Here is a 26,068-nt window from a genome sequence, read left to right as displayed (position 1 = left end):
GGCGCGCTGCATGCAACAGTGGTGCTGCGACACGGATCGACTTCTGACCGACAGGATCGAAGCACGATGAACCAGAACTTCCTCAGCGATGATCGAGGACAGCCGACATCAGCGCCAGCCGCATGGCTTGCAGTGCGCCCTGCCCGGTACAAGGCCCTGCACGAGCAGGCCCGTGTACCGCAGGATCAACGGAAACGGCTGAAGTCTGGCTTGCGCTTTTGCAGAAAGGCATTCGCACCCTCTTGCTGCTCTTCGGTCGCGAAATAGTCCGGCGCCACTTCCTCGATCAGGTCCTTCATGTCGCGGCCCATCACCGGCTGCATGTGGTGATAGAAAGAGCGCTTGACAATGCGCAGGCAGGTCGGACTCAGCGACAGCAGTTCATCGGCGAATTTGCGCACTTCTTCGTCGAGCTTTTCCTTCGGTACCACCGAGTTCGCCAAGCCCCACTCCAGCGCCTGCTGCGCTGTGTATCGGCGGCACAGCATCCACAGTTCGCGGGCGCGCTTGTGGCCGAGCACGTTGGCCGAATGCGACACGATGTAGCCTCCGGCCGGTGAACCGACGCGGGGGCCGTTCTGGCCGAAGATCGAATGGTCGGCAGCGACGGTGAAGTCGCAGAAGTAGGCGATATGGTGGCCTCCGCCAATCGCATAACCGCTGACTCGCGCGATCACCGGCTTCGGGCATTCGACGATCTGCCGGTTGAAGGTGAAGTTCAGGTCTTCCAACCCGCTCTTGCCCCCGCTGCCCTTCTCCCAGTTGACGTCACCGCCAACGCAGAAGGCACGGTCACCGGTGCCGGTCAGCACGATCACGCCGACGCTCTTGTCCGCCGACGCAACATCGAGCAGGCGTTGCATCTCGACGATGTTGTCGCCGGTAAAGGCGTTCAGCGACTTCGGCCGATTGATCGTGATGGTGCCGACGTAGTCCTTGACTTCGTAGTAGATTTCTTTCTCAGACATGTGCAATCTCCAGTGTGAGGGTTGATGGCGATGCATCTGCGCAGCCGACTGCTGCACACGATGCGTTGGATGACTACAGCTCACGTTGCGGTGGGCGTCGCGGTTCAAGTCGGCGGAGCCGTCTGACCGCGCTGGCGCGCCAGCGCAACGAACCAGTCCAGGCTTGCCGGGTTGGCCATCGCATCGCGGTTGGCAACCTTGTCAGCCGACTGGCCGAGCAGCAGTTTTTTTACCGGCACTTCCAGTTTCTTGCCGGTCAGCGTACGCGGCACCTCGGCCACCGCAATCACTTCATTCGGCACGTGGCGCGCCGACAGCGCGCCGCGAATGGCGGCCTTGATGCGCTCGGTCAGCGCGGCATCCAGTTCCACCCCGTGGCGCAGCACCACAAACAGCGGCATCCAGCTTTCGCGGCCGAGAAATTCGAGATCCACCACCAGGCTGTCCATCACCTCGGGCAGCGCCTCGACCACACGGTAGAGCTCGGCCGTGCCCATGCGCACGCCATGGCGGTTGATGGTGGCGTCGCTGCGGCCGTAGATGATCGCGCCGCCGCGAGGCGTGATGCGCACCCAATCACCGTGGCGCCAGACGCCGGGATAGACGTCGAAGTAGCTTTCGTGCAGGCGCTTGCCGCCGTGATCATTCCAGAGATACAGCGGCATCGACGGGATAGGCGCGGTGCAGACCAGTTCGCCCACCTCGTCGACCAGCTCGTGGCCGGCGTCGTCCCACGCCTGGACATCCGCGCCCAGGCAACGCACCTGCATCTCGCCGACCACCACCGGTTGCGTGGGTACGCCGCCGACAAAGGCGCCGGCAAAGTCGGTCCCGCCCGACATCGGCGTCAGCCAGACGTCGCGTCCGACCTTGTCGTAGACCCAGCGGTAACTTTCGGGCGAGAGCGGCGACCCGGTCGAGCCTATCGTACGCAGCCGTTCCAGCGCTGCCACCTGGCGTGGCTCGATGCCATGCTTCTCGCACATCGTGAAAAAGGCGGCTCCAGCACCGAAGAAGTCGAGGTCGGTGTCGCCGCAGAAGCGCCATAACGTCGAATAATCGGGCCATGCCGGGTTGCCGTCGTAGATGCACATCGTGGCGCCGACCAGTAAAGCGGCGACGTTCAGGTTCCACATCACCCATCCGGTCGTGGTGAACCAGTGGAAGCGATCGCCAGCGACGACATCGTTGTGCAAAGCCATCGTCTTGACATGCTCGAGCAGGATGCCGCCATGGCCATGCACGATCGGCTTCGGCAGGCCGGTGGTGCCGGACGAGTAGACGACCCACAGCGGATGATTGAACGGCTGCATTTCGATCTTCAGCGTGGCGTCTCGGCGCAGCGCATCTCCCCATGCCACGCCCTGTGGCCATTGCGACGCAATGGCATCGGTATCCAGATAGGGCACCAGCACCATGTGTTCGACGCTCGGCAATTCGTTCAACAGCTGCCCGATGACCTCACGCCTGTCATGGGCCTTGCCACTCCACCAATAGCCATCGACCGCGATCAGCACCTTGGGTTCGATCTGGCGGAAGCGGTCGACCACCGCGGCCACACCCATCTCGGGCGAACACAGCGACCAGATCGCTCCCAGGCTGGCTACCGCCAAAAAGGCCACCACCGCCTGCGGAATGTTGGGAAGGTAGGCAACGACCCGGTCTCCGGGTTTTACGCCGTGCTCGCGCAGCCAGTCTGCCAGCGCGGCCACGTCGCGCTCGAGCCCGGTCCAGGACACCTCAGCGCGTGCACCGGATTCGCTGCGGAAGATGATCGCCGGCCGCTGCGCGCTGGCGTGTCTGAAGATCTGGCTGACGTAGTTAGTGCGTATGTTGGGAAACCAGCACGTTCCGGGCATCGCCCGGTCGACCAGCACAGGCGTGCAATCGCCCTGCAGCGGCAGGTCGAAGAATTCGACCTGCGCCGCCCAACAGGCTTCGATCTCCTGCACCGACCACTGCCATAGCGCGTTGTAGTCGGCGAACTGCAGGCCCCTGTGGATGCGCAGCCAGTCGATGAACCGGGTTACGCAGGCACTCGCAACCCGCTGTGGCGACGGTCGCCAGATCACTTGTGGACTGTCGTCGGCAGTCATCAACAGCCTCCTGTCTTCAGTCGCCAAGACGCACGACACGCCCAGCCACCAATCGGGCTACCTCTTGCGCATCACAACCCAGTTCGTGCAGTAAGGCGGCGCTGTGCTGGCCGACCCGTGGCGGCGGCGCAATCCGTTCGAGGCTCAACATGCCCTCTTCGAGGTGCGACGGAAGGGGCATCAGCGGAAGCCCGGGCAGCGCTGGGTGGGCCACGAATCGTCCGGCCAGGATGGGATCGGCCATCGCCTGCGAGACAGTGTTGACCGGGCCACTCGGGATGTCGGCGTCGGAAAATAAATCGACCCAATCGGCAGCCGGACGAGTTGCAAAAATTGCATGCAGTTCGGCCGCCATCTCCGGCCGGTGGGCGACGCGGCCCGCATTGCTGGCATACCGCGAGTCGGTCAGCCACGCCTCCCGACCGATGGCCTCACAGAAGCGGCGAAAGGCAGCATCGCTGATCACCGAGACGCTGAACCAGCGACCGTCACCGGCCCGGAAGTGGCGGCTCGGTGCGGCAATCGGCAGATTGACGGCCCGCGCCGGCTCGCGCTGCTCGACCGCATGCTCGGCCACCTTGGTTGCCATCAGATTGAACATCGTGTCAATCAACACGGTCTCGACTTGCTGGCCGCGCCCGGTCTGGCGCCAGTGCATCACTGCAGCCAGAATGCCGAAGGCGCCGCACATTCCACTGGCCACGTCGACCACGGGCAAGCCGACGCGGATCGGGTCGTCACCGTCATCGCCACTGGCGTAGAAGCCGCCGGCCATGCCCTGCACCACGCTGTCCACCGCCGGACGCAGGCGGTATTCACCTTGTGCGCCGAACGCCGTGACGGCGGCGTAGATCACCTCCGGGTGGAAGCCGCGGACGGCCTCATAGGTCAATGCATATTGCTCGGCGAAATCCGGCCGAAAGTTGTGAACCACCACGTGAGCTCGCTGAATCAGGCGCTCGAGCAGCGAACGGCCAGCCGGCTTGCGGACATCGAGCGCAAGCGACTCCTTGCCGCGATTGCACGACATGTAGGTGACGCTCGAGTCACCGTAGAACGGCGGCCCCAGGTGTCGACCGTCTTCACCGGCCAGCGCCTCGACCTTGATGACACGTGCGCCCAGATCGGCCAGGGCCATGGCCGCATAGGGCCCGGCGATCAGGCGCGACAAGTCGACAACCGTAATACCGTCCAGCACACCCTTGCCAACCACTGCGCAGCCTCTACGTCGTACAGACTAGTTGCCGCCGCGCGCGCGCTGGCGAAAGGCTGCGACGCCCGCGCGGTGCTCTGGCAAGTCCTCAAGCACCGCCATGTGCGAAGACACCATGTCCAAGTGAGCATTCAGCGCCATCGTCTGGCTCTGGTAGACGGCGCGGCGGAAAAAGCGCACCGCCTGTTGTGGCTTGGAGGCAATCGTCCGTGCCAGTTCGTAGGTCACCTTGAGCAGATCGGCGTCGGCGACGCTGCGGTTGACCAGACCGATGCGTTCGGCTTCCTCGGCGCCGACGACCCGGCCGGTCCAGAACAGCTCGAGAGCGCGTGCCGTGCCGATCAGCCGCGGCAGGAACCATGACCCTGCATCACCGGCAATCAGACCGATGTTGATGTATGTCTCGGCCAGCGTGGCCGATTGCGCCATGATGCGCAGGTCGCACATCAGGGCCATGTCCAGGCCGGCCCCGCGCGCCGCGCCATTGATCGCCGCGATGACCGGTTTGTCCATGCGCTCCAGCGCCAGCGGAATACGGTGCACATTGCGATAGAGGAAGTTCTTGCGCTCCAGGCTGTTGAGCTCACTGAACTTGGCCATTTCCTCGAAATCGCCACCGGCGCAAAACGCCCGGCCTGCGCCGGTGACCACGACCACCTTCACGCGTTCGTCGGTTTCGGCCGATTCGAGTGCGGCACGCCAAGCCTCGATCATCTTCAGGTCGAAGGCGTTCAGCAACTCCGGGCGGTTCAACGTCAACGTGGCAATGCCGTCGGCATCGACATCCAGGCTAACCGGAGGCTGATCGGACATATCGGGACTCCTGCACGAATGATCACGGAAATAGCAGGATAACATAACAATCGTTAGTTTGATGGTTGGGTCACGGCACTCTTCCACTGGATGAACGACAGAACTTCGAAATGAAACCCGACACCTCCCGCACTGTCATTGATTCCATCAAGTGCGACTGTGCCGAAGACGCCTTCATGCGCGCCCCAGGGCCTGCAGGTCGAGGAGCACGCTGCCGGCGAAGTATCCATCCGCGTTGCGCAAGCCGGCGCGGCCCAGCGCGGCGGCGGCGGTGATGCCACCAAAGTGCTAAACACGGGGGCGTCATTTTTCGCCCTTGGCTACTCGATTATCTCGGAATTGCTTGCCCTGCCCGAGACGAGCCAGATCGACGCGCGAATTGCGCACTTTCACGATCACTCTGACGATGACTTATCTCGACGTGGCCCGCGGCGATTCCTTCGCTGCGCATGGCCTCGTCGTGCGCCTCGGGCGCGGCATTGCGTTGGCGGAAGGGCAGTTCGTCAATCAGAACGGCAAGGCTGCGCCACCGCACAAGGCAACTGGCGTGCTCTGGCCCAGCAAGGGATTGAACTCCAGCCAGCCAGCAAGACGGAGTGCGCTCATTGAGCGGGAGCGCAGGAAAGATACGCCCCAGGACGGGATTACCCTCATGACACGTGTCAAACACGCTGGTAGGGTGAACAATATCGGAACAGTTGTTCCGATATTGGAACACACTGGAATCTAGTCTTCGTGCTGCCCTCGATCGCTTTGCCCAACTCAATCAGCCCGTCGCGTCGCGGCGAAACGGCACCGATGGCCCCGGCTCGGGTGCTGCGCGTACTGCGCCTGCTGGCCGATCAACCGGACGGTCTGACACTGGCGCAACTGGTGGCTCAAATCGGTGTCCCAAAGACCAGCCTTTACTCCCTGCTGCATGGGCTGACTGCCGAAGGCTTTGTGCAGCGACACGAATCCCTGTACCGCCCCGGCCCCGAATCATTCGTCCTTGGCGCCGCACTGGTGGCTGCGCGCTCGCTGGCAATAGTTGCAACTCCATTCCTGCTCGACGCGCGTGCGCAATCCGGCGAGACCGTATTGCTGGCGGTGATCGACCGCAGCGCCGGCCGGCTGACCTACACGCAGATTCTCGAGAGCCACAAGCCGGTTCGCTACATGGTTCCTGTCGGCACGACGCGTCCGCTATTCGCCACCGCGGCGGGTCGTGTGCTGCTGGCCTTTCAAGACGAACCTTGGCGCCGCGAATACCTGAGCAGCGCCAGCCTGCGCGCCTTGACTGACAAGACAGTGACCAATCGCCGCCAGCTGGAGCGGATCATCGCCGGCATCCAGGCGACAGGACATGCTTCGACGATCGGCGAGGTGACGCCAGATGTAGCCGGCTTCGCCGCTCCGATCTTTGAACCCAACTCACAGGTCAATGCCGCAATCGTCGTGGGCGCGCCCCTCGAACGCGGCAAGGCTGCGGCCGAACGTCTGACCCGCGTCGCAATTGACTGCGCGGAGCAACTCTCGCAGGCGCTCGGATACCGCGCGCAACAAACTCAGTTCCACACACCAACCAACGGCAAAGCATGAGCAACGAACTGCTATATGAAGTCACCAACGGCGTAGCCGTCATCACCATCAACCGTCCGCAGCGCAAGAACGCGATCAACCGCGCCGTGCGCGAAGCGCTCTTCGAGATCTGGCCTCGGTTCGAGCGCGATGACAGCGCACAGGTTGCCATTCTGACAGGAACCGGCGACACCTTCTGCGCCGGTATGGATCTGGTCGAGGCAGCCGACACACAGCTGCGCATTCCACCGAAGAATTTCATGCCCGTACTGGGTGACAACATCGAAGTGACGAAGCCGGTGATCGCCGCGGTACAGGGCTACGCCTATGCCGGCGGCTGGCTGTTGGCACAGATGTGCGACCTGTGTGTGGCAGACGAAACGGCCAAGTTCGCCATCACCGAAGGCCGGGTAGGCCGCGGCATGCCATGGGCATCGCCGTTGATCCACATGCTGCCGCAGCGCATCCTGATGGAGGTCGCCATGACCGGCGACCCGCTGTCGGCGCGGCGCGCCTACGAACTCGGCTACGTCAACCGCGTCGTGCCGCAAGGCCAGGCACTGGAAGGTGCCCGGGAACTGGCTGCCCGCATCACCGTCAACGCTCCGCTGACTGTGCGAGGTGCGAAGGAAATGGTGCGCATGTCGACTGAAATGGGACGTACAGCGGCGCTGCGCGCATCGCACCGCGCGTTCGATTCCGTGTACCTCAGTGAAGATGCACTCGAAGGCCCCCGTTCGTTTCGCGAGAAGCGCAAACCGCAATGGAAAGGACGATGACATCATGATCCACACCGCACCGCACCCAAACCTCTGGCAACCCGCCTCGCCGATGGCGGCCATCAGGCCCGGAACGGGTTGCGCGTCGCTCACGGCGACGCTGGCAGCCGACAACGCAGCCTGGACCTTCGTCGACCTGCCCGCCGATGTCCGCACGCTAGTGCGCCAGTGTCTGCTGGACTGGATCGCCGTCACCTTGGTTGGCGCCCGTGAGCCTCTGACTCACATGCTCGCCGAAGAAGCACGCGAACAGGGCGGTTACCAGCAAGCCACCGTGATCGGCCATGGCTTCGCCACCAGTTGCCGGCAGGCCGCCCTCATCAACGGTGCGGCCTCGCACGCGCTCGACTACGACGACGTCAACATGGCGTTCACCGGCCACCCTACGGTGACCCTGACACCTGCTCTGCTCGCGCTAGCCGAAGCCAGGGGCGCCAGCGGCGCGGATTTCATGACGGCGTTCGTCGCCGGCTACGAGACGCTGTGCCGTATCGGCGCAGCGGTCTCGCCCGGCCACTACGCGCTAGGTTTTCATTCCACTGGCACGATCGGGACCTTTGGCGCCGCGGCGGCATGCTCTCGCCTGTTGCAACTGGATGCCGATGACACCGCCACCGCGCTGGGCATTGCAGCCACCTCGGCAGCGGGCCTGAAGGCCATGTTCGGCACGATGTGCAAGCCGCTGCATGCCGGCAAGGCCAGTGCGGACGGCCTGATGGCGGCGCAGCTCGCGGTCCGCGGCTTCACCAGCCGCAGCGACGCCATCGAAGCGATGCAGGGCTTTGCAGCCACCCACGGGCCCGACTTCAATCCCGAAGCGGCCCTGCAGCGCCCGGCCAGCGGCCTTCACCTGCGCAACAATTTGTTCAAATACCATGCTGCCTGCTATGGCACACATGCAGCCATCGACGCGACTTGTCAGTTGCGCGATCAGTACCGGTTGATGCCGTCCGATGTGCGACGCATCGTGGTTCGCGTGTCCGCCGTCTCTGATGGTGTGTGCAACATCGCAGCGCCGCACACCGGACTCGAATCCAAGTTCAGCCTTGCGCAGAGCGTTGCGATGGCAATTGCTGGCGTCGACACTGCGGACATAGCCAGTTACAGCGACAGCAACGCCAATAACCCCGTGCTGCTGGGCCTGCGCCAGCAGGTGCGCGTCGTTCTGATAGGCGAATGCAGCGACCTCACCCGAGCCGAAGTCGAGATAGAAACCAACGGCGGCCAGACCCTGCGGCAGCAGCACGACAGTGGCACCCCCGCCACCGATCTGGCCGTACAGCAGGATCGCCTTGAGGCCAAGTTCCGCAGCTTGGCCAGCCCCACGCTGGACCAGAGCACGATCGATGAAGTACTCGACTTGACCAGCCGGATCGAGGAGTTGCCAGATCTCTCGCCACTGGCGGGTCTTCTGGCCTGCCAGCCTGTGCGCGAGCAGCGCCATTGAAACCCCACCGAGCGAGTCCAATCCACCGCAATACCACAGACCCGCCAATGATCATTCACAGCAATCAACCTACCGCATCAGCAGCTACGGTCGCATGGATTGCAGGTTTGAAATGACAACTCCGCTGCCCCCGCCAACGATCGCGGTACCAGCGATCGCCGCCACCGTCGTCTTGCTGCGCGACGGCATCGAGGGAATGGAAGTGCTGCTGGTAGTGCGCCACCATGCAATCGATTTCGCCAGCGGTGCGGCTGTCTTCCCTGGCGGCAAAGTGGCCGTGTCGGACCGAGATCCAAGGCTGCTGCCTCGGATCTGCGGGATGGCCGGGCTGCAGGACGAGCAGGTCGCCATACGGGTCGCCGCGATCCGCGAAACCTATGAGGAAAGCGGCTTGCTACTGGCGCGGCAGGATGGCGACCAGAGCCTGCTCGGCAGCCCGCGCCTGGGTGCTGTGCATGAGCGCTGGAAGGAAGCAATTGCCAGCGGCGGAGGTGCCTTCGTCGACATGGTCTGCGAGGAAGGGCTGCAGATCGCCGGCGATGTCTTGCAACCGTTCGCGCACTGGGTGACGCCAGAACACTCGCCGAAGCGATTCGACACCCATTTTTTCATCGCTGCAGCGCCGGTCGAACAACTGGCCCGGCATGATGGCTTCGAAGCAGTCGATTCATTCTGGATCCGTCCGCTGGACGCCCTGCGTGAATGCGAGCAGCGCCGACGTACGCTCATCTTCCCGACCCTTTCAAACCTTGCGTTGCTGGCGCAATCGGCCGATGTTACGAGCGCAATCGACGCCGCTCGACAGAGGCCGGCTTGTCGCATCCAGCCGTGGCTGGTCGAACGTCCGAACGGCAAGCGCGTTCCGATGCTGCCACCCGAGGCCAGATATCCGACGCTGTCCGACGCACTGATGGATCAGATCGCCCGCTGATGTCCAGTGTACACGCGCACAGATGCACCCTCCCCATGCAGTGGCCCGTCTCAAAGGCAAGAAGTCGAATTCACACCATTCTCCAACCCACCCGGCGGGCACAACATACCGTGAACAAATTTCTGCTCTCATCCCCGAGCTCACTGCTCACTCGTCTGGCCGCCACGTTGACTGCCGCCCTTGTGGAGAACTTGTAAAACATGTCGAAGCGCGCACAGGCGCCAATTTCACAATTTCAGCGGCGCCCGTCCGGCTATTCCGATCGGCACCATCTTTTCGTATGGCCGTTCGTGATCGCTGACATGCCGACGGTGGCGCTGCTCACCGCGTATCCGCAAATCATCACTTTCATCGTCGCACCCTGAGCGCAGGCCATTCCTGCGAACTCATTTTTCCATCAAAGGACTCTGAATCATGGAAACCCTCGGCATCGGCCTGCACTTCGAAGATCTGCCCGTTGGGCGCAAATTCCGGACCGTCGCGCGCACCGTCACCGAACCCGACATCGTCAATTTTGTCACCGTCACCGGGATGACCGAGGTGTTGTTCACTGACCTCGAATTCCTCCGCGCCGAATCCGATATCAAGGGCCGCGTCGCACCCGGCGCACTTGCCTACACCTTCGCCGAGGGCTTGCTCGTGCATGCAACGATGCAGCACACCGGCTATGCCTTCCTCGACATGGAACTCAAGGTGCACAACCCGGTCTTCGCCGGCGACACGATCCATGTCGAGTGCGAGGTGATCGAGGCCCGCCTGAGCAAGAGCCGCCCGGGTCGCGGGCTGGTGCGCACGCGCAACAAGATTGTCAAGCACGACGGCACGCTGGCCATCACCTACACGCCGATGCGCATGATCAAGTGCCGTAACACGGGTCCGAATTGACCCGGTTGCTGCCCGGCACCTGCAAGGAGCGAGAATGAACGCCTATACCCTGAACGAAGACCAACTCCAGATTCGTGATCTGGTGCGACGACTGGCGCGCGAAAAAGTTGCGCAGCGTGCCGCCGACATCGACCGCACTGCCGAGTACCCGCAGGACATGTTCGACCTGCTGCGCGAGGTCGGCCTGTTCACGATTCCGTTTCCGAAGGAATACGGTGGCAGCGACAGCATGCTCGCGGCCTCGGTTGCCCTCGAGGAACTGGGCCGCGTCTGCTACAACACAGCCTACCTGCTGGTCGTTCAGTGGGTACCGTTTGGCGCCATCCTTGCAGCTGGCAACGGCGAACAGAAGCAGCGACTGCTTGGCCCGTTGGCTGCCGGCGACATGCGGGCCGCCTTCTCCACCACCGAGTCGCAAAGCGGGTCCGATGTCGCCGGCATCCGAACCCGCGCAAAGCGCTGCGATGGCGGTTACCGCATCAGCGGCTCGAAAATCTGGTGCACCAATTCTCCGCTGGCCGATTTCATTCTGGTCGCTGCCAAGACAGGTGACGGCGACGGTGCTCGCGCCATCAATCTGTTCATCGTCGAGCGTGGTTCGAAAGGCTTCACGATTGGCCGCAAGGAAGACAAGATGGGCGCGCGCGGCGTGCCTTCATGCCCCTTGTTCCTGGACGATGTGTTCGTGCCGGAGGCCAACCGCCTGGGCGAGGACGGACGCGGCTTCAAGGATGTCATGGAGGCCTTCAACAAGAGTCGCCCGCTGATCGGTGCGCGAGGTGTCGGTCTAGCGCAAGGCGCAATCGATCACAGCATCGAGTTCGTCAGCAACCGGGTGACCTGGGGCCGCAAGGTGAGCGAAAACCAGGGTATCCGCTGGATGTTGGCAGACATGGCCGTGCAGACCGAGGCCGCACGGCAACTCGTCTACCACGCGGCATCGATGGTCGACAGCGGTGCGTCAGGCATCGAACTCGCACCTATCGCTGCAATGTCGAAGTGCTTCGCCTCCGACACCGCGATGCGCGTCGCGACTGATGCGGTGCAGCTCTTCGGTGCCTCGGGTATCTCGTCGGAATACCCGATCAACCGCTATTTCCGCGACGCCAAGGTGCTGCAGATCATCGAGGGCACCAACCAGATCCAGCGCAACATCATCAGCGACAGCCTGCTGGGTCGTCCGGGGCGCTGACTGACCATGTCGAGGAAGTGAGAAGTCCGCCGGCAGTCTCGGCGTTCTCGATGTCGGCCGGGCGGCGCATATCTTACCCGCTCTCTGTCATAGATAACATGCCTGGCTGCGCGTAAAGAGAAACCCGCATAACCTAACTAACGATCGTACGATACAATGTGTCCATCCAGTTGCGAGTCGCATGCACTCCGCCCACCCCGGTGCGATGCGAATTCAGTCGTCAACGGCTTTTGAATCGCAGCTTGGCTCTGCGCTTGAAGATTGATGACTGGAGTACACGCAGAAATGACCTTGGCGCGCAGTACCGAGAATACGATTCAGCGCCACGTCATCAACGACAGCCTTCCTGGTCGCACCCAGGTCGTCGGCTCACTAAGACCGAGGAGACGAGATGAACATCTCATGCTTGCACGATTCGCTTAACGTCCGACCGTCCACGGGCAAGTCGCCTTGTTTGTTGATGTCGATCTTGCGAAGCCTGCTGGCAGGCGCGGTCTTGCTAGGCGCGTCCGCGCCAGTTTGGGCGGCCGACACGACGCCGATTGTCATTCCGGTCGTCACGCCGCTCAGCGGTGCGACCTCCGTGATTGGGCAGGATACCGTCAAGTCGCTGGACATCGCAATGCAGCACATCGCCGAGGACGGCGGCGTACTCGGCCGCAAACTGGAACTGAAGATTGTTGATACCCAGGGCAAACCCGACGTGATGCGACGCGAACTTGAGCGCCTCGCTCGACTGGAAAACGCGCCTTTCGTGCTCGGCTGCGAAGTCAGCGCAGCGACTGCCGCTGGCGCGCAGTTTGCAGAGCAGTTCAAGGTTCCCTACCTCAATTCGGCAGCGGCCGCCGCTGACATACTCAATCGCGGCTACAGTTGGTATTTCTCGGACCAGATCACCGGCGATGACGAGGCGCGCGCAGTTGCCTCGTTTGTCGAGCACTTGGTGTCTCAGCGTGCTGGCAAGCCGGTCAAATTCGCCTTTCTGTTCGAAGACAGCCCGCGAGGCTCGCTCACCATCGATGCCTCGCGAAAGCTGTTAAAGGACAAAGGGTTGACGCCGGTGATCGAGGTTTCTTACAACCGCGCCGAGCGCAACCTGCTGCCACAAGTGAAGAAAGTGGAGCAGGCAGGGCCCGACATCGTCGTCTGGGCTGGCTACACTGAAGATGTGGTGGCCGGCGTGAAGGCTCTGCAACAAATCAATTTCACGCCCTATGTCGTGGGTGTCGGCGGTGGCCCAGGCGACCCCCGCATCCCCACCCTTGTCGACCCTGCATTCGTGCAGAAACTTCGCTTGAGCACGGTCGACTACTTCAACCCCGACTTGGCGCGAGCCAAGCGTTTCGTTGACGCCTATCAGAAGAAATTCGGTACGATCCCGAGCAGCTACGCCTCGATGTGCTACCGGGGCGCCTATACCGCCCGCGCCGTAATCGAGAGTGCGCTCAAGGCCCCGGGTGGCAAGATCGACCGCGAGTCGATTCGCCAAGCTCTGCGGACCCTCAAGATTCCCGGCGAGGCGACCATAGCGCCGTTCCGCTCGATCGAGTTTGACGGCCACGGACGCAACATCGGCGCGCAGTCGCTGGTCGCTCAATGGCAAGACGGCGGGACCAGGAAGGCCACCGTCTGGCCGAAGGACGTCGCCTCACGCGCACCGCTTCCGCTGGAATGAGTCGCGCGACTGGAAAATTCGGGTGACGCTCGAACTCCTGCTGCAGGCCGCTGCCTCCGGGTTGCTGCTCGGTGGCATCTACGCGTTGATTGCGCTTTCGTTGGCGCTCATTTTCGGCGTAATGCGGGTGTTGAACTTCGCACACGGCGACCTTTTACTCATCGCGATGTACGGCACGGTGCTTCTGAACAATGCATTCGGACTCCATCCGTATGTGTCAGCCTTGGTGCTGGTGCCGTTGATGGGGGCGCTGGGCTGGGCAATGTTCGTCGCTTTCATCCGACCGCTACTCGCCTCCAGCGTACTGATGCAGGCCCAACTCACGATCGGCATCTCGTTCATGATCCAGAGCGCAGCACTGATGATATTTGGCGCGGACCTGATGATCGTGCATACCGAATTCGAGAACAGCACTTGGTCGATAGGTGGCATCGTCATTGGTGTGCCGCTATTCACGGCGTTCGTAGTCGCGGTATGCAGTTGTGCTTTCGTCGGCTGGTTCCTGACACGCACCGAAACCGGATACCGCATCCGCGCCACAGCGCAGGATCCGGTGATGGCGCAACTATGCGGTGTGGCCGTGCCGCGCGTGCAGAAGGCCGTGTTCGCTGCCAGTATCGCGGTGCTGGCGATCGCCGCCGGCAGCCTGATGACCTTCTTCCACGTCACGCCACACACCGGCGTGCAGTTCAGCATCCTCTCCCTGCTGATCGTCGTGCTGGGCGGCCTCGGTGATCTGAAAGGCACCTTCGTCGGCGCAATGCTGATCGGGTTGGCCGAGTCGCTGGCCAGCGCAGCGTTCGACAGCGCGCTGGCTCCGGCGGTGATCTATATCCTGTTTGGAATGGCCTTGCTGTTCCGTCCGCGCGGGCTGTTCGGCAAAGGGAGCATCGCGTGAACCTTCCTGGCCGCCGAGCGCGGCGGATCGAGACAGCGCTCTCGCTTGCCTTGGTCTGGGTTGCGGCTGGCGTGGTCCTGCTGACCCGTAATCCCTACTGGATCAGTGTCGCCACCACGATGCTGATGTGGATTCATCTTTGCGTGGCATGGAACGCGGTCGGCGGCATGGTGGGGCAGATTTCTTTCGGCAATGCCGCGTTCTTTGGCATCGGAGCCTACACTTCGACCTGGCTCGGCGCGCAGTTCGGATGGAACCCCTGGCTCGGCATGCTGGTCGGAGGGATCCTGGCAGCAGCAGCCGGGTGGTGCGCCGGTTACCTGCCATTTCGTTGGCGACTCAGCCACCTTGTCTTCGCGCTGTTGACAATGACTCTGGCCTTCGTTTTGCAGTTCACCGCCAGTGGCATCAAGCCGCTGGGGGGGACGGCAGGGATGTTTATCAATGCACCGGCGTCGCTCGCAAACATGCGCTTCGACGATCCGGCGGATTACCTGATCGTCATCGCGCTGTTCGCCAGCGTCGTCGTACTGGTCGTCGGACTGTTGTTTCAGAGCCGGCGAGGCTATTTTTGGCGCGCCGCCCGCGACAATGAAGACGCGGCAGCGGCCGCCGGTATCAATCTGTTCCGCGTCAAGCAGGAAGCGCTGGCCCTCAGCGCATTCGCCTCGGCCATGGCCGGCACGTTCTACGCGCAGCAGATCGGCTACATTGACCCGCATTCAGTCCTGGGGTTGGACGTCGCGATCCAGATCCTGCTTTTTGCGGTTGTCGGCGGCGCAGGCACACAGCTTGGTCCGATCGTCGGGCCGCTGCTGTTGGTGCCACTGGGCGAAGTGCTGCGCCTGAGTCTCGGCGGTAGTTCGGGTGCTACGATGCATCAGTTCTTCTACGGTGCCGCACTGGTGGCGGTGATTCTGCTTTGGCCAGGTGGTGTCGTGGGCGGTCTGCGCAAACTGTTCGTGTTGCGCAGACCGGCTGCGCCGAACGCAATGCTGGCCGAGCCGCCAGCCGGCCCACGCGCAGCCGCGACGCTGGGTAAAATCGCGCAACAGCAGGGGACGCTGATCGAAGTCGCCGGGGTCTGCAAGCGCTTCGGCGGACTGCAGGCACTTCAAGATGTCTCGTTCACTGTGCAGGCCGGCGAGATCCTCGGCGTGATCGGTCCCAATGGGGCCGGCAAGACGACGTTGTTCTCGATCCTGTCCGGATTCCAGGCGCCGAGCACTGGGCAGCTCTTCTACGCTGGCGGGCGCATTGACGGCCTCGCGCCTCATCTGGTTTGCCGCCGCGGCATTGCTCGCACCTTCCAGATCACGCAGGCGTTTCCGACGTTGACCGTCTTCGACACGGTGCTCACTGCGGCCCTGGTGCGCCATGACATCTCAACAGCGCAGCGCATCGCCGACGCCGTACTTGTTCGCACCGGTCTGTGGCCGCGACGTACTTCCCTGTGCGCCGATATCACGCTGGCTGAACAACGCCGGCTCGAGATCGCGCGCGCACTGGCCACCGAGCCCACCGTTCTGCTGCTTGACGAATCAATGGCAGGTCTGACCCCGCGCGAGACCGATCAGGCGCTACGCCTGTTGCGCGGGCTGCGCGACGATGGCCTGACGATTGTGCTGATCGAGCATGTAATGCGCGCGGTGATGAGCGTTTGTGACCGGCTCGTTGTGCTCGATGCCGGCAATGTCATCGCCACCGGCGAGCCAGGACTGGTGGCAAGCGATCCGCAGGTGATCCGCGCATACCTCGGATCCCGGGCGAAGCGGCCATGAGTTCTGCGCCACCACCCGAGAGAATTCATCCCCGCTTGGTGCTACAGCGTGCGGCGTCAATCGAGCATTCCGGAATGCGCATCCACGAGGTACAACCATGAGCCTGCTGCTCGTTGAAGACCTGCGCGCCGGTTACGGAAGCCTCGAGGTGTTGCATGGCATTTCGTTGAGTGTCCAGTCTGGAGAGGCGGTGACGGTGCTGGGGCCGAACGGTGCCGGCAAATCGACCCTTCTGCGCACAATTTCCGGACTCGTCGAAGCCCGCACCGGGCAGCTGAAGTTCGAGCAGGAATCGCTCGCGGGACGGCAGGCGCATTCCATTCCGCTACTTGGACTTGCCCACGTTCCCGAGGCCCGCCATGTATTCGCACAGCTCAGCGTGCAGGAGAACCTGATGGTCGGGGGTACGCCACTGCCCAGCCGCGCAGCGCGGATGGATGCGCTCGACGAAGTGTTGGACCTGTTCCCGATGCTGCGCGACAAGGCCAGCGCCGCTGCGGGCTCGCTGTCCGGCGGCCAGCAACAGATGCTGGCCATCGGCCGCGCGCTCATGTCACGGCCCAAGCTCGTCATGCTCGACGAACCATCGCTGGGGCTGGCACCGGTGATCGTCGACGAACTTTACGTTGCGCTCGGCAAACTCAAACTCGCCGGCCTTACCATCTTGCTCGTCGAACAGGACGTGCACACGGCACTTGAATTTGCTGACCGCGCCTATGTGCTCGAGAACGGCGCCATCGCGCTGTCCGGCGCCGCCAGCGCGCTGCGCGATGATCCGCATATTCGCGAGCTCTATCTCGGCTTGTAGGCAGGCGGGAACGGCCATCCGCAGACCTCAGAACAAGCCTCCAAGGAACCAGCCAAGTGAACTCGCCGAATCCGCAACTCCCGTGGCGAAGGATCAGTTGCTTCCCGCCGCGCTGAAAATTGCTGCGGCGATCAGGGTCACCACGCCGGGCGGCGTCGGGGCGCAAGCCAGCCATCCTCGCGGCGATGATATGGCCCGGCGAAATGGACCACCTGCTAGAAAGACCTGCAAGACTACCTGTTCTCGACTGATGACGACTTGAGCCGCCTGCTCAACTCTAATGACCTTCGGAGGGGCGGCACGTCGTCGCATGGATCTGCATACGCTGAAGAGAAACCCTCTAGACTAACTAACGCTTGTGCGGTAATCTCTCTTTGATTCTGCCGCCTTTGAGCGCCGGTCGAGCAAAGTCCACTTCGCCGCTCACAAAATGTTCAACCGCCTGGAGAACACATGCCTCGATCCATCATATTGAGAATTCTCGCCAGCACGCTGGTTGCAGCCACGACGTTGGCTTCCGGGCCGGTTGCCAGCCAGGAAAAGAAACTGGTGCTCAGGGTCGCCGACCAGTTCCCGCAGGGTCATTTTCTCCCGCGATATGCCATCAAGCCGTGGATGGAGCAGGTCACAAAAGCGACCAACGGGGAAGTCCAGTTTGAATACTATCCGGCCGAGCAGCTGGGCAAAGCCAAGGACCTGCTTTCGTTGGTACAAAACGGCGTTGCCGATGTTGCGTTGTTTGCGCCATCATACGCCTCAGACAAGATGCCGCTCACCGCAGCGCTGGAAATTCCAGGCATGTTTGACAGTTCCTGCAAGGGATCCCGGGCCTTCTCGAGACTCGCCAAGCCGGATGGCATTCTGGGACAGCAGGAATACGGCCCGAACGGTGTGCGCGTGCTCTTCGCGACCGTGTATCCACCATATCAGCTGGTCTCCGCCAAACGCAAGATCGATGGGCCGGAAGACATCGAGGGCATGAAATTGCGTGTCCTCGGCGGTGCGATGGAGCTAAGCGTTCGCCGGCTGAAGGGTACCGGGGTCAGGATGTCATCCCCCGATGCCTTTGAGGCGATCAGCCGCGGCACGCTGGACGGGGCCATCTTTTCGTACGGTGTAACCGTCAACTACAACATACCGGTTAAGTACGCCACAGTCGGTACAGGATTCGGTGCAGCGGCAGCGATCTTCATCATTAACGACAAGCGCTGGAAGCAATTGCCGGAACACGTGCAGAAAGTCATGACCGAGGCAGGGGTCGAGGCCGGGGCCAACCTATGTGCAGGAATGGACAAGGAAGAGGCCAATGACCTGGAAAAACTCAAAGCCAAAGGCGTGACTCTGGTGCGCTGGTCGGATGCGGACAAGGCGCAGGTCGATGCCTTGCTGGCGGACGTGGCGCGCGACTGGGCGGCGGAAGTCGACAAACGCGGCAAGCCCGGCAGCGAAGTTCTCCGGGCCGTGCGCGAGGCGCGCGACGCACGGTGAAGACCGGGGCAGCCCTCACGGTGTCTCGTACGCCTACTTTCCAGTTGACGCATGAAACCACTCCAGTCGACCCACCGCTTCATTTCCGCGCTTGAGACCGTCTGCGGGTGGGCTGCGTCCGCCTGCCTGTTTGCCATCATGGTCACCGTCTTCGTGGATGTCGGGATGCGCTATCTCCTGAATTCTCCGCTGGGCTGGTCCTATGACCTGATCTCGCTGTATCTGATGGTCGCCCTGTTTTTCCTGGCGCTATCGGTCACCCAGCGCGATCGCCATCATGTGCGGGTCGACATTCTGCTGGGACGTGTTTCACCACCCGCCCGCCACGCGATGGAACTGATAGGCAATCTGCTGACGGCACTCGTCATGTTGGCCATCTTCTACCAAGGCAGCAGCAAGGTCATGGACAGTTGGCAGACCCAGGCGGTGATTGCCGGGCCGATACCCTGGCCGACCTGGCTGACCGCTGTATTCGTGCCAATCGGAACGGCGCTGCTGCTGCTGCGCCTGCTGTTTTCAGTCTGGGCATTGGCGGTCGCAATCGCCAATCGATCCGCAACTGCGGTCGGCGAGAGCAATGACGCGGGTCGGCCCTTGAGCACCGAAAGCTGAAATGCTCGCAACCATCATCACATTGTTCCTGCTCGGCCTGCTGGCCATCGGCACACCGGTCGGGTTCGCCCTGGCCATCGCCGGCGCGGCTGGCCTCTATGCGCTGGGCGGCCCGAGCATGTTGCTCGGCATCCTGGATACCGCACCGTTGTCTGCCGCCAGCTCCTATGAGCTGATCACGATACCAATGTTCCTTCTGATGGCCGAATTCGTGATCATCAGCGGAGTGGCCGATTCCCTGTTCAAGACCGCAGCCACCTGGGTTGGCCGAGTGCCGGGCGGCCTGGGCATTGCCACCGCATTTGCCGGCGCCGGCTTCGGCGCCATTTCGGGCTCATCGACGGCCTCGGCAGCCACCTTGGCCTCGACCAGCATTCCGGCAATGCTGAAAGCAGGCTACGAACCCAAGCTGGCCTGCGGAGTGGTCGCGATCTCGGGCACGCTGGCAATGCTGATTCCGCCCAGCATCGCCCTTGTCTTGTTCGGGATCATCGCTGACGTCAGCATTGGTGCCTTGCTGATCGGCGGCATCATTCCGGGATTGCTGGTGATGCTGGCGATCAGTAGCACGGTCCTGTTCCTGGTCTGGCGAGACCCGACCCGCGCTCCGCGGGGCCAATCGCACAGCATGGTTGACAAACTCGCTTCGCTGCTGCCGGTATGGCCCATGCTCGTGCTTTTCATGGCGGTCACCGGCATCATCTATCTGGGTGTCGCCACGCCGACCGAAGCAGCTGGTATCGGCGCCTTCGGCGCCTTTCTCATTGCGCTTCTAAAGGGCAAGGCCGACTTCTCGGCGACCCGGCACGCACTGTTGCGCGCGGCCCAGACGACTTGCATGATCATCATGATCATCCTGGGTGCCCACATCTTCGGCTATTTCTTCACCATCACCCAAACGACGCAGCAGCTCGTCGCAGCGGTCGGTGGCTGGCCGGTCGACCGCTGGGTCATCATGGGGGTCATCCTGCTGATGTACCTGGTGCTGGGGTGCTTCATGGACCAAGTCGCGATACTGATACTTACAGTGCCGGTGATCATGCCGCTCATCCAGAAGCTGGGCTTCGACCCGGTCTGGTTCGGTGTGGTGGTCATCGTCACCGCCGAGATCGGCATGGTGACGCCGCCGGTCGGCCTTAACGTCTTTGTCGTCTCGCGCTATACCGGGCGCCCGCTTGCCGAAGTCTTTCGTGGAGTCGCCCCCCATGTGGTGGCGCACCTGATCGTGATCGGACTGTTCTGCCTGTTCCCGCAGATCATCTTGTGGCTGCCACAGACGATGCAGGCGGGCTGAGACCAGCCCGTCGCCGAGCGCTTGCAGCGCGCGAGGCATGAGTGCCTTGCCCGGCAGTGATCCCGGACTACAAAGACAGTTCTTGCAGGATCCTGATATTGGATCGCAACCGAGGAGATGAAGATGTACGCAGGCAAATCCATTCCCTGGCACGGGACCATGATCGCCATTGCGTGCCTGACCGGAACAATTGCTGCCGCTCAGGACACGAAGATCATGCTCCGCGTCGCAGACCATTTCCCTGCCACCGGTCACCCGACCGTCGAAGGAGCAACCCGTTACTGGATGGAGCAGGTCACGCGGCAAACCGACAATCAGGTGCAGTTTCAGCACTATCCGGCGGAACAACTCGGCAAGGCAAAAGACAGTTTGTCGCTGGCGCAGTCCGGTGTCGCGGATATCACGGCCGTCCTGCCGTCGCTTGTTTCCGACAAGATGCCCTTGTCCACTGTGGCCGAGCTGCCAGGAGCCTTCAGCACGTCGTGCGCCGGTGTGCGGGCCTACTCACAGCTCGCCAAGGAAGGCATCCTGGCCAAGGAAGAATTCGCGCCGAACGGCGTCAGGGTCTTGTTCAGCTCGATGCTCTCCCCCTACCAGCTCCTGACGAAGAAGGAGTTCTCTTCGCTGAAGGACTTCGCGGGGTTGAAGATCCGTACGGCTGGGGGCGCCAAGGATTTGGCGGCGGTCCGCGTCAAGGGAGTGCCGATTCGCATGGCCGCGCCGGAGGTCTATGAATCCCTGTCGCGGGGTACCATCGACGCGATCGTCTGGCCACTCAATGGACTGGCCACGTACGGCCTGCAGAAGCTGGTGCGGTATTCAACTGCCGACGAAAACTTCGGCAATGTGGTCATCAACTACGTCATCAGCGAGGCCCGTTTCAACAAGCTGCCCGACAACGTGCAACAGGTCATGCTGGCCGTCGGAGAAGATGCCACCCGGCGCGCTTGCACACGGGTCGACAACCAAGCCGTCGATACAGTGGAGAGCTTGAAACGCGCGGGTATCACCATGGTGACTCTGCCGTCATCCGAACGAGTCGAACTGCAATCGCTGATGAAGACAGTCGGCACGGAATGGGCCGAGGGCCTGGACAAGCGAAACAAGCCGGGAACCCAGGTACTCGAGGCTTTCGATGCAGCCTTGCGTAAGGGACGCTGAGAGTGAGACGCCAGGTGACGCATTCGCCAACCGATTCAGGTTGCGCGCATACGGTCCGATTCGACAGGTGCGCAGAAGGCGGCGGGATCCCCAGACGACTCGACCTGCGGCACGACGACCCTTCAAGGAGATAGCCATGCCAGCTGCTTTCACGAGACTCACCGCCACCACATTGACGACACTCGCGCTGCTGTCGGCAGGCGGCAGTCAGGCGCAGGAGAAGATTGTGCTGCGCGTGGCGGATTCGTTTCCAGCTTCCGGTCACTATTTCTCGGAGCCTGCGGCCAAGTACTTCATGGACGCCGTTGGACGCGCAACCAACGGGCAGGTCAGTTTCGAGCACTATCCATCCGAACAGCTGGGCAAGGCGAAGGATCTGCTCGCGCTGACCGTTTCCGGGGTCGTCGACATTGGATCGGTGATGCCGTCCTACAGCTCCGAAAAGATGCCGTTGTCGGCAGTGGCTGAACTTCCGGGCGGCTTCGCGAGTTCGTGTCAAGGCACATTGGCCTATTGGAAGCTGGCGCGCGATGGCATCCTGGCGCAGAAGGAATATGCGCCAAACGGAATCCGTGTGTTGTTCACCCTCGTCAGTGTTCCCTACCAGGTGCTGCTCAAGCAGAAATTCGATTCGGTCAAGGAACTCGCGGGACGCAAGCTGCGCTCCACCGGAGCGGCCAGTGACAGCGCAATTCGCAAGCTCAACGCGGTACCGGTTCGCATGGCGGCTCCCGAAATCTACGAATCACTGTCGCGCGGCACACTCGACGGTGTCGTGGTGTCGTATGCGGCGGCGGTGTCGTACAACCTGCACACCTTGGTCAAATCGGTCACTGCCGGCGAGAACTTTGCGAGCGCGGTGCTCACCTATTCAATGAGTGAGGCGCGCTGGAAATCACTGCCGTCGAACGTGCAGCAGGCCATGCTTGATGCGGGGGATGCAGCCACGCGGCGGGCCTGCGCGCTGATGGATGAAAACACCCAAGCGGATCTCGAGAAGATACGCCAGGCGGGCGCCTCCGTTGTTCGATTCTCCGCGGCGGAGAAGAGTGATCTTCAGCATCGATTCTCCACCGCAGGCATCGAATGGGCGAAGGACCTGGATGGGCGCGGCAAGCCCGGAACCGAGACCTTGCGCGCCTTTACGGAAGCTGTCAACAGCGCCCGGCCGCCGCGGTAACGAGCGAAGAACGACAAGCGCGTGCCGGCTTTCAGGCCGCGACCCGGCGGAACTTGCGGTGCCGCTCTGATAGAAAGTAGACCCCGTTGAAAACCAAACTGAGCGAACTTCTGGGAATCGATATACCGATCTTCGCCTTCTCGCACTGTCGCGATGTCGTCGCAGAGGTAACGAGGGCCGGTGGCATGGGCGTACTCGGCGTCGCATACAAGACCGCCGCCCAGCTGGAAACCGAACTCCAATGGATAGATGCGCGCGTTGGCGGCAAGCCGTATGGCGTCGACGTGCTGTTGCCGACCAGGTATGAAAAGCTGGCAGACCGCCGGATGACAGCCGAAGATCTCCCCCAGGATCAGGTCCGGTTCATGCGGCGCGTCCTCGACGAAGCCGGTATTCCCCGCCTGCCGGAGGCCGATGGTGCGATCCTTGTCCAGGAATTTCTCGACTGCATCAACATGACGCGCGAGCAGACCGAGGCGGTGCTCGAAGTCGTGTTGCGCCATCCGATCAGGGCGGTGGTCAGCGCACTGGGATCGCCGCCGCAAGAGACTGTTCAGCGGCTGCACGACATGGGAATCAAGGTCGGCGCACTGGCGGGCAAGCCCGAACATGCGCTGCGCCACAAACAGGCCGGCGTCGACTTCATTGTCGCTCAGGGCATGGAGGCGGGTGGCCACACTGGCAAGGTCACGTCGATGGTCCTGTGGCCACAGGTGATCGACGCGGTGGCACCGCTGCCGGTGCTCGCCGCCGGTGGCATCGGCCGCGGCAGGCAGATGGCTGCGGCGCTCGCGCTCGGAGCCGAAGGGGTGTGGTGCGGCTCGATCTGGCTGGGCACCCAGGAGAGCGAACTGACCCCGGCGCTGAAGAGACGATTCTTCTCGGCCAGCAGCGAAGACACCGTGCAGAGCCGGCTGCGCTCCGGCAAGCCCGCGCGAGTACTGCGCAGCAAGTTGTCCGATGCCTGGGAACGTCCGGACGCACCGCCGTTCGCGCCGCTGCCCTATCAGACCATGCTGATGACCGAGCCGCACCTGCGCGTCGCACGCGGCAAGCTCGACGAGTGGCAGTATTACCCGGTCGGCCAGTTGGTCGGAGACATCAATGCGCAGACCAGTTGCAGGCAAGTCGTCCACGACATGATGAACGAGTTTGTCGAAGCGACCGATCGGCTGTTCCGGATGATGCACGACAGTTGAATGTCGACCCAATACCCAAGGTGTAGCGATGGATTTTGAACTCAGTCCAGAACAGGCTGCGGCACGCGAGATGGCGATCGATTTTGCGCGCAAGGAAATCGCGCCCCATTGGCGCCAACGTGAGGCTGAAGGTGTCTTCCATCGGGACCTGCTGGAGAAGATGGCGGCGGCCGGCATGTTCGGCTGCCTGTTCCCGGAGGAATACGGAGGCAGCGGACTCGGATTCGTCGCTCAGGTACTCATCATGGAAGAAATGATGCGGGCCTCGATTGAAAGCGGCATGTCATTCAATAACCAGGGCGTCAACGTGCCGATGGCGATCTACCGCTGGGGCACCGATGAGCAAAAGAAGAAATACGTTCCCGGCTTGATCTCGGCCAAGTACGTCGGCTGTTTTTCACTCACCGAACCCGGAGGAGGGTCCGACTCCGCAGCGATGAAGACCCGGGCCGTGTTGAAGGGAGACCGTTATGTCGTCAATGGCAGCAAGATGTGGACCACGCTGGGCTCGGTCGCCGATCTGATCCTGCTGTTTGCCAAGACCGATCCGGATCAGGGTCACGCCGGAATTTCCGCCTTCCTGGTCGAGACCAGGGGTCTGAAAGGATTCAGCGCCCGTCCGATTCCGGCAGATATCGGTACCAGCTGCATACCCAGCGCTGAACTGTCTTTCCAGGATGTCGAGATTCCCGCGGACAGCCTGCTCGGCCATGTCGAGGGACAGGGTTTCAAGGCCGCGATGACCACCTTGCACTATGGACGCGTCTGCGTTCCGGCGCGCGGATTGGGGATTGCTCAGGCCTGCCTGGACATGGCCGTCGCCTATGCGAAAGAACGGGTGGCATTCGGCAAGACGATTGGTGAGTTCCAGGCCATCCAGCACACGATCGCCGACATGCTGGCGAAAACCGAGGCATCACGCTGGCTTATCTACCGTGCCGCCGCCAAGGCAGACCGCGGACTGCCTTTCGGCCGCGAGGCATCGATTGCCAAATATTTCGCTGGCGAGGCGGTGATGGATGTCACTGAAAAATGCCTCGAGGTCTTCGGCGGATACGGCTTTGCGAAAGAGTTTCCGGTATTTCGATATTTCACCTGCGCCCGCGTGATGCGCACCGGGGAAGGTTCGGCCAACATCCAGAAGAACATGCTCGGGATGGACGAACTGGGGTGGAAAAAGATCGACCGACACGGGGCGTGAGGCTGGTGTTTCAAGCGCAACCGGACAGCCGCGAACGCCATTTCTAATTTTCGATCACGATCGATCGGCAAGGAGCAACATGACATATCAGGCAATTTCTGTCGCCACCCAGGATGGCGTGACAACCATGACACTCAATCGCCCGGAGCGCATGAATGCGCTCAGCGGCCAGATGATCAAGGAAGTCGTCGGCGTGCTCGAAGCCGCAAGGCAGGGCAACGGAACACGCGTCATCGTTCTCACAGGCGCTGGCCGCGCCTTCTGTGGCGGGGCCGACCTGAAGGACCTGGGAGGACCGGCCGGACTGTTGCCACACAACAGTGCCGAATCGAAGCGGCAGGGTCTGCGGCTGGGCGTTTATCCGTTGATTCACGGCATCCGCAATTGCGAGGTGCCGGTCATTGCAATGGTCAACGGTGCGGCCGCCGCAGGCGGCTGTGACCTGGCGCTGGCCTGCGACATACGCATCGGCTCCGAACACACTCGATTCATGGAGTCATTCGCCCGCATCGGATTGTTCCCAGGCACTGGCGGCTGCTGGTTCCTGCCGCGCATGGTGGGTTCGTCAAAGGCGGCCGAAATGATTTTCACGGGCGACCCGATCGGCGCGCAGGAAGCTTATCAGTGGGGCTTGCTGAGCCAGCTGGTGCCTCACCAGGAGTTGCTTGACCGCACGATGACTTTGGCCCGACGCATTGCCGACGGGCCGCCTATCGCGCTGCGCCTGGCCAAGATGGTGATGCAAAAAAGCATGGACATGAATCTCGAGACTTCACTGGAACTGGCCGCTGCCAGCGAATCCATCACGCTGACTTCGGAGGACCACCAGGAGGGCCTGACCGCGTTCCTTGAGAAGCGCGAAGCAAAATTCCGCGGTCTATAGAGCG

The 26,068-nt window shown here is 62.2% G+C and carries 24 protein-coding genes; 20 read left to right on the top strand and 4 right to left on the bottom strand.

Features of this window, described 5'->3' with window-relative positions:
• Positions 1 to 185: 185 nt before the first annotated feature.
• Genes ACNH6H_RS19050 through ACNH6H_RS19035 form a run of 4 tightly spaced genes read right to left on the bottom strand, consistent with a single transcriptional unit; the run spans position 186 to position 5,177 of the window.
• Complete coding sequence (locus tag ACNH6H_RS19050) at positions 186 to 1,076, bottom strand: enoyl-CoA hydratase-related protein (protein ID WP_418319876.1); 891 nt, start codon at positions 1,074 to 1,076, stop codon at positions 186 to 188.
• Positions 1,073 to 3,064 carry an acetoacetate--CoA ligase gene (locus ACNH6H_RS19045; RefSeq protein WP_418319875.1) on the bottom strand — a complete coding sequence of 664 codons (1,992 nt, stop codon included), beginning with the start codon at positions 3,062 to 3,064 and terminating at the stop codon, positions 1,073 to 1,075. Before ACNH6H_RS19045 ends, ACNH6H_RS19050 begins: the two co-directional genes overlap by 4 nt.
• A 16-nt stretch (positions 3,065 to 3,080) precedes the next feature.
• Positions 3,081 to 4,277 carry a CaiB/BaiF CoA transferase family protein gene (locus tag ACNH6H_RS19040; protein WP_418319874.1) on the bottom strand — a complete coding sequence of 399 codons (1,197 nt, stop codon included), beginning with the start codon at positions 4,275 to 4,277 and terminating at the stop codon, positions 3,081 to 3,083.
• Positions 4,278 to 4,301: 24 nt separating this feature from the next.
• On the bottom strand, positions 4,302 to 5,177 hold the full coding sequence (locus ACNH6H_RS19035; RefSeq protein WP_418319873.1) for an enoyl-CoA hydratase/isomerase family protein: 876 nt from the start codon (positions 5,175 to 5,177) through the stop codon (positions 4,302 to 4,304).
• Between the two features lie 319 nt (positions 5,178 to 5,496).
• Here ACNH6H_RS19035 and ACNH6H_RS19030 point away from each other — a divergent pair, with 319 nt between their 5' ends.
• The 20 genes from ACNH6H_RS19030 (at position 5,497) to ACNH6H_RS18935 (ending at position 26,064) form a co-directional block, all read left to right on the top strand.
• On the top strand, positions 5,497 to 5,820 hold the full coding sequence (locus tag ACNH6H_RS19030; RefSeq protein ID WP_418319872.1) for a hypothetical protein: 324 nt from the start codon (positions 5,497 to 5,499) through the stop codon (positions 5,818 to 5,820).
• A 5-nt stretch (positions 5,821 to 5,825) separates the two neighbouring features.
• On the top strand, positions 5,826 to 6,671 hold the full coding sequence (locus ACNH6H_RS19025; protein ID WP_418319871.1) for an IclR family transcriptional regulator: 846 nt from the start codon (positions 5,826 to 5,828) through the stop codon (positions 6,669 to 6,671).
• Complete coding sequence (locus ACNH6H_RS19020) at positions 6,668 to 7,429, top strand: enoyl-CoA hydratase-related protein (RefSeq protein WP_418319870.1); 762 nt, start codon at positions 6,668 to 6,670, stop codon at positions 7,427 to 7,429. The genes ACNH6H_RS19025 and ACNH6H_RS19020 overlap by 4 nt, the downstream gene beginning before the upstream one ends.
• Before the next feature lie 4 nt (positions 7,430 to 7,433).
• A complete protein-coding gene (locus ACNH6H_RS19015) occupies positions 7,434 to 8,876 on the top strand; it encodes an MmgE/PrpD family protein (protein ID WP_418319869.1) in 1,443 nt (480 codons plus the stop codon).
• A 112-nt stretch (positions 8,877 to 8,988) separates the two neighbouring features.
• Complete coding sequence (locus ACNH6H_RS19010; RefSeq protein WP_418319868.1) at positions 8,989 to 9,807, top strand: NUDIX hydrolase; 819 nt, start codon at positions 8,989 to 8,991, stop codon at positions 9,805 to 9,807.
• A 200-nt stretch (positions 9,808 to 10,007) separates the two neighbouring features.
• Positions 10,008 to 10,172, top strand: coding sequence for a hypothetical protein (locus ACNH6H_RS19005; protein WP_418319867.1), 165 nt, complete (start codon positions 10,008 to 10,010; stop codon positions 10,170 to 10,172).
• 49 nt (positions 10,173 to 10,221) lie between these two features.
• The gene (locus ACNH6H_RS19000) at positions 10,222 to 10,692 is read left to right on the top strand and encodes a MaoC family dehydratase (RefSeq protein WP_418319866.1); all 471 of its coding nucleotides are present in this window, start codon (positions 10,222 to 10,224) and stop codon (positions 10,690 to 10,692) included.
• A gap of 34 nt (positions 10,693 to 10,726) precedes the next feature.
• The gene (locus ACNH6H_RS18995) at positions 10,727 to 11,884 is read left to right on the top strand and encodes an acyl-CoA dehydrogenase family protein (RefSeq protein WP_418319865.1); all 1,158 of its coding nucleotides are present in this window, start codon (positions 10,727 to 10,729) and stop codon (positions 11,882 to 11,884) included.
• A 391-nt stretch (positions 11,885 to 12,275) separates the two neighbouring features.
• On the top strand, positions 12,276 to 13,559 hold the full coding sequence (locus ACNH6H_RS18990) for an ABC transporter substrate-binding protein (protein ID WP_418319864.1): 1,284 nt from the start codon (positions 12,276 to 12,278) through the stop codon (positions 13,557 to 13,559).
• A gap of 22 nt (positions 13,560 to 13,581) precedes the next feature.
• The gene (locus ACNH6H_RS18985; RefSeq protein WP_418319863.1) at positions 13,582 to 14,457 is read left to right on the top strand and encodes a branched-chain amino acid ABC transporter permease; all 876 of its coding nucleotides are present in this window, start codon (positions 13,582 to 13,584) and stop codon (positions 14,455 to 14,457) included.
• The gene (locus ACNH6H_RS18980) at positions 14,454 to 16,238 is read left to right on the top strand and encodes an ABC transporter permease subunit (RefSeq protein ID WP_418319862.1); all 1,785 of its coding nucleotides are present in this window, start codon (positions 14,454 to 14,456) and stop codon (positions 16,236 to 16,238) included. Before ACNH6H_RS18985 ends, ACNH6H_RS18980 begins: the two co-directional genes overlap by 4 nt.
• Before the next feature lie 97 nt (positions 16,239 to 16,335).
• The gene (locus tag ACNH6H_RS18975; protein ID WP_418319861.1) at positions 16,336 to 17,046 is read left to right on the top strand and encodes an ABC transporter ATP-binding protein; all 711 of its coding nucleotides are present in this window, start codon (positions 16,336 to 16,338) and stop codon (positions 17,044 to 17,046) included.
• Between the two features lie 453 nt (positions 17,047 to 17,499).
• Positions 17,500 to 18,534 carry a TRAP transporter substrate-binding protein DctP gene (dctP, locus tag ACNH6H_RS18970; RefSeq protein ID WP_418319860.1) on the top strand — a complete coding sequence of 345 codons (1,035 nt, stop codon included), beginning with the start codon at positions 17,500 to 17,502 and terminating at the stop codon, positions 18,532 to 18,534.
• 51 nt (positions 18,535 to 18,585) lie between these two features.
• The gene (locus ACNH6H_RS18965) at positions 18,586 to 19,146 is read left to right on the top strand and encodes a TRAP transporter small permease (protein ID WP_418319859.1); all 561 of its coding nucleotides are present in this window, start codon (positions 18,586 to 18,588) and stop codon (positions 19,144 to 19,146) included.
• Position 19,147: 1 nt separating this feature from the next.
• A complete protein-coding gene (locus ACNH6H_RS18960; RefSeq protein WP_418319858.1) occupies positions 19,148 to 20,440 on the top strand; it encodes a TRAP transporter large permease in 1,293 nt (430 codons plus the stop codon).
• 123 nt (positions 20,441 to 20,563) lie between these two features.
• A complete protein-coding gene (gene dctP, locus ACNH6H_RS18955) occupies positions 20,564 to 21,601 on the top strand; it encodes a TRAP transporter substrate-binding protein DctP (RefSeq protein WP_418319857.1) in 1,038 nt (345 codons plus the stop codon).
• Between the two features lie 136 nt (positions 21,602 to 21,737).
• A complete protein-coding gene (gene dctP, locus ACNH6H_RS18950) occupies positions 21,738 to 22,781 on the top strand; it encodes a TRAP transporter substrate-binding protein DctP (RefSeq protein ID WP_418319856.1) in 1,044 nt (347 codons plus the stop codon).
• An 86-nt stretch (positions 22,782 to 22,867) separates the two neighbouring features.
• Complete coding sequence (locus ACNH6H_RS18945) at positions 22,868 to 23,980, top strand: nitronate monooxygenase (RefSeq protein WP_418319855.1); 1,113 nt, start codon at positions 22,868 to 22,870, stop codon at positions 23,978 to 23,980.
• Between the two features lie 28 nt (positions 23,981 to 24,008).
• The gene (locus ACNH6H_RS18940; RefSeq protein ID WP_418319853.1) at positions 24,009 to 25,181 is read left to right on the top strand and encodes an acyl-CoA dehydrogenase family protein; all 1,173 of its coding nucleotides are present in this window, start codon (positions 24,009 to 24,011) and stop codon (positions 25,179 to 25,181) included.
• A gap of 79 nt (positions 25,182 to 25,260) precedes the next feature.
• Complete coding sequence (locus ACNH6H_RS18935; RefSeq protein WP_418319852.1) at positions 25,261 to 26,064, top strand: enoyl-CoA hydratase/isomerase family protein; 804 nt, start codon at positions 25,261 to 25,263, stop codon at positions 26,062 to 26,064.
• Positions 26,065 to 26,068 lie beyond the last annotated feature (4 nt).

The sequence above is a fragment of the Pseudideonella sakaiensis genome, from assembly GCF_048320135.1.
Taxonomy (GTDB): domain Bacteria; phylum Pseudomonadota; class Gammaproteobacteria; order Burkholderiales; family Burkholderiaceae_C; genus Ideonella_A; species Ideonella_A sakaiensis_A.
Note: the sequence above shows the minus strand (reverse complement) of the source record. Positions and strands in the feature narration are given on the sequence as shown.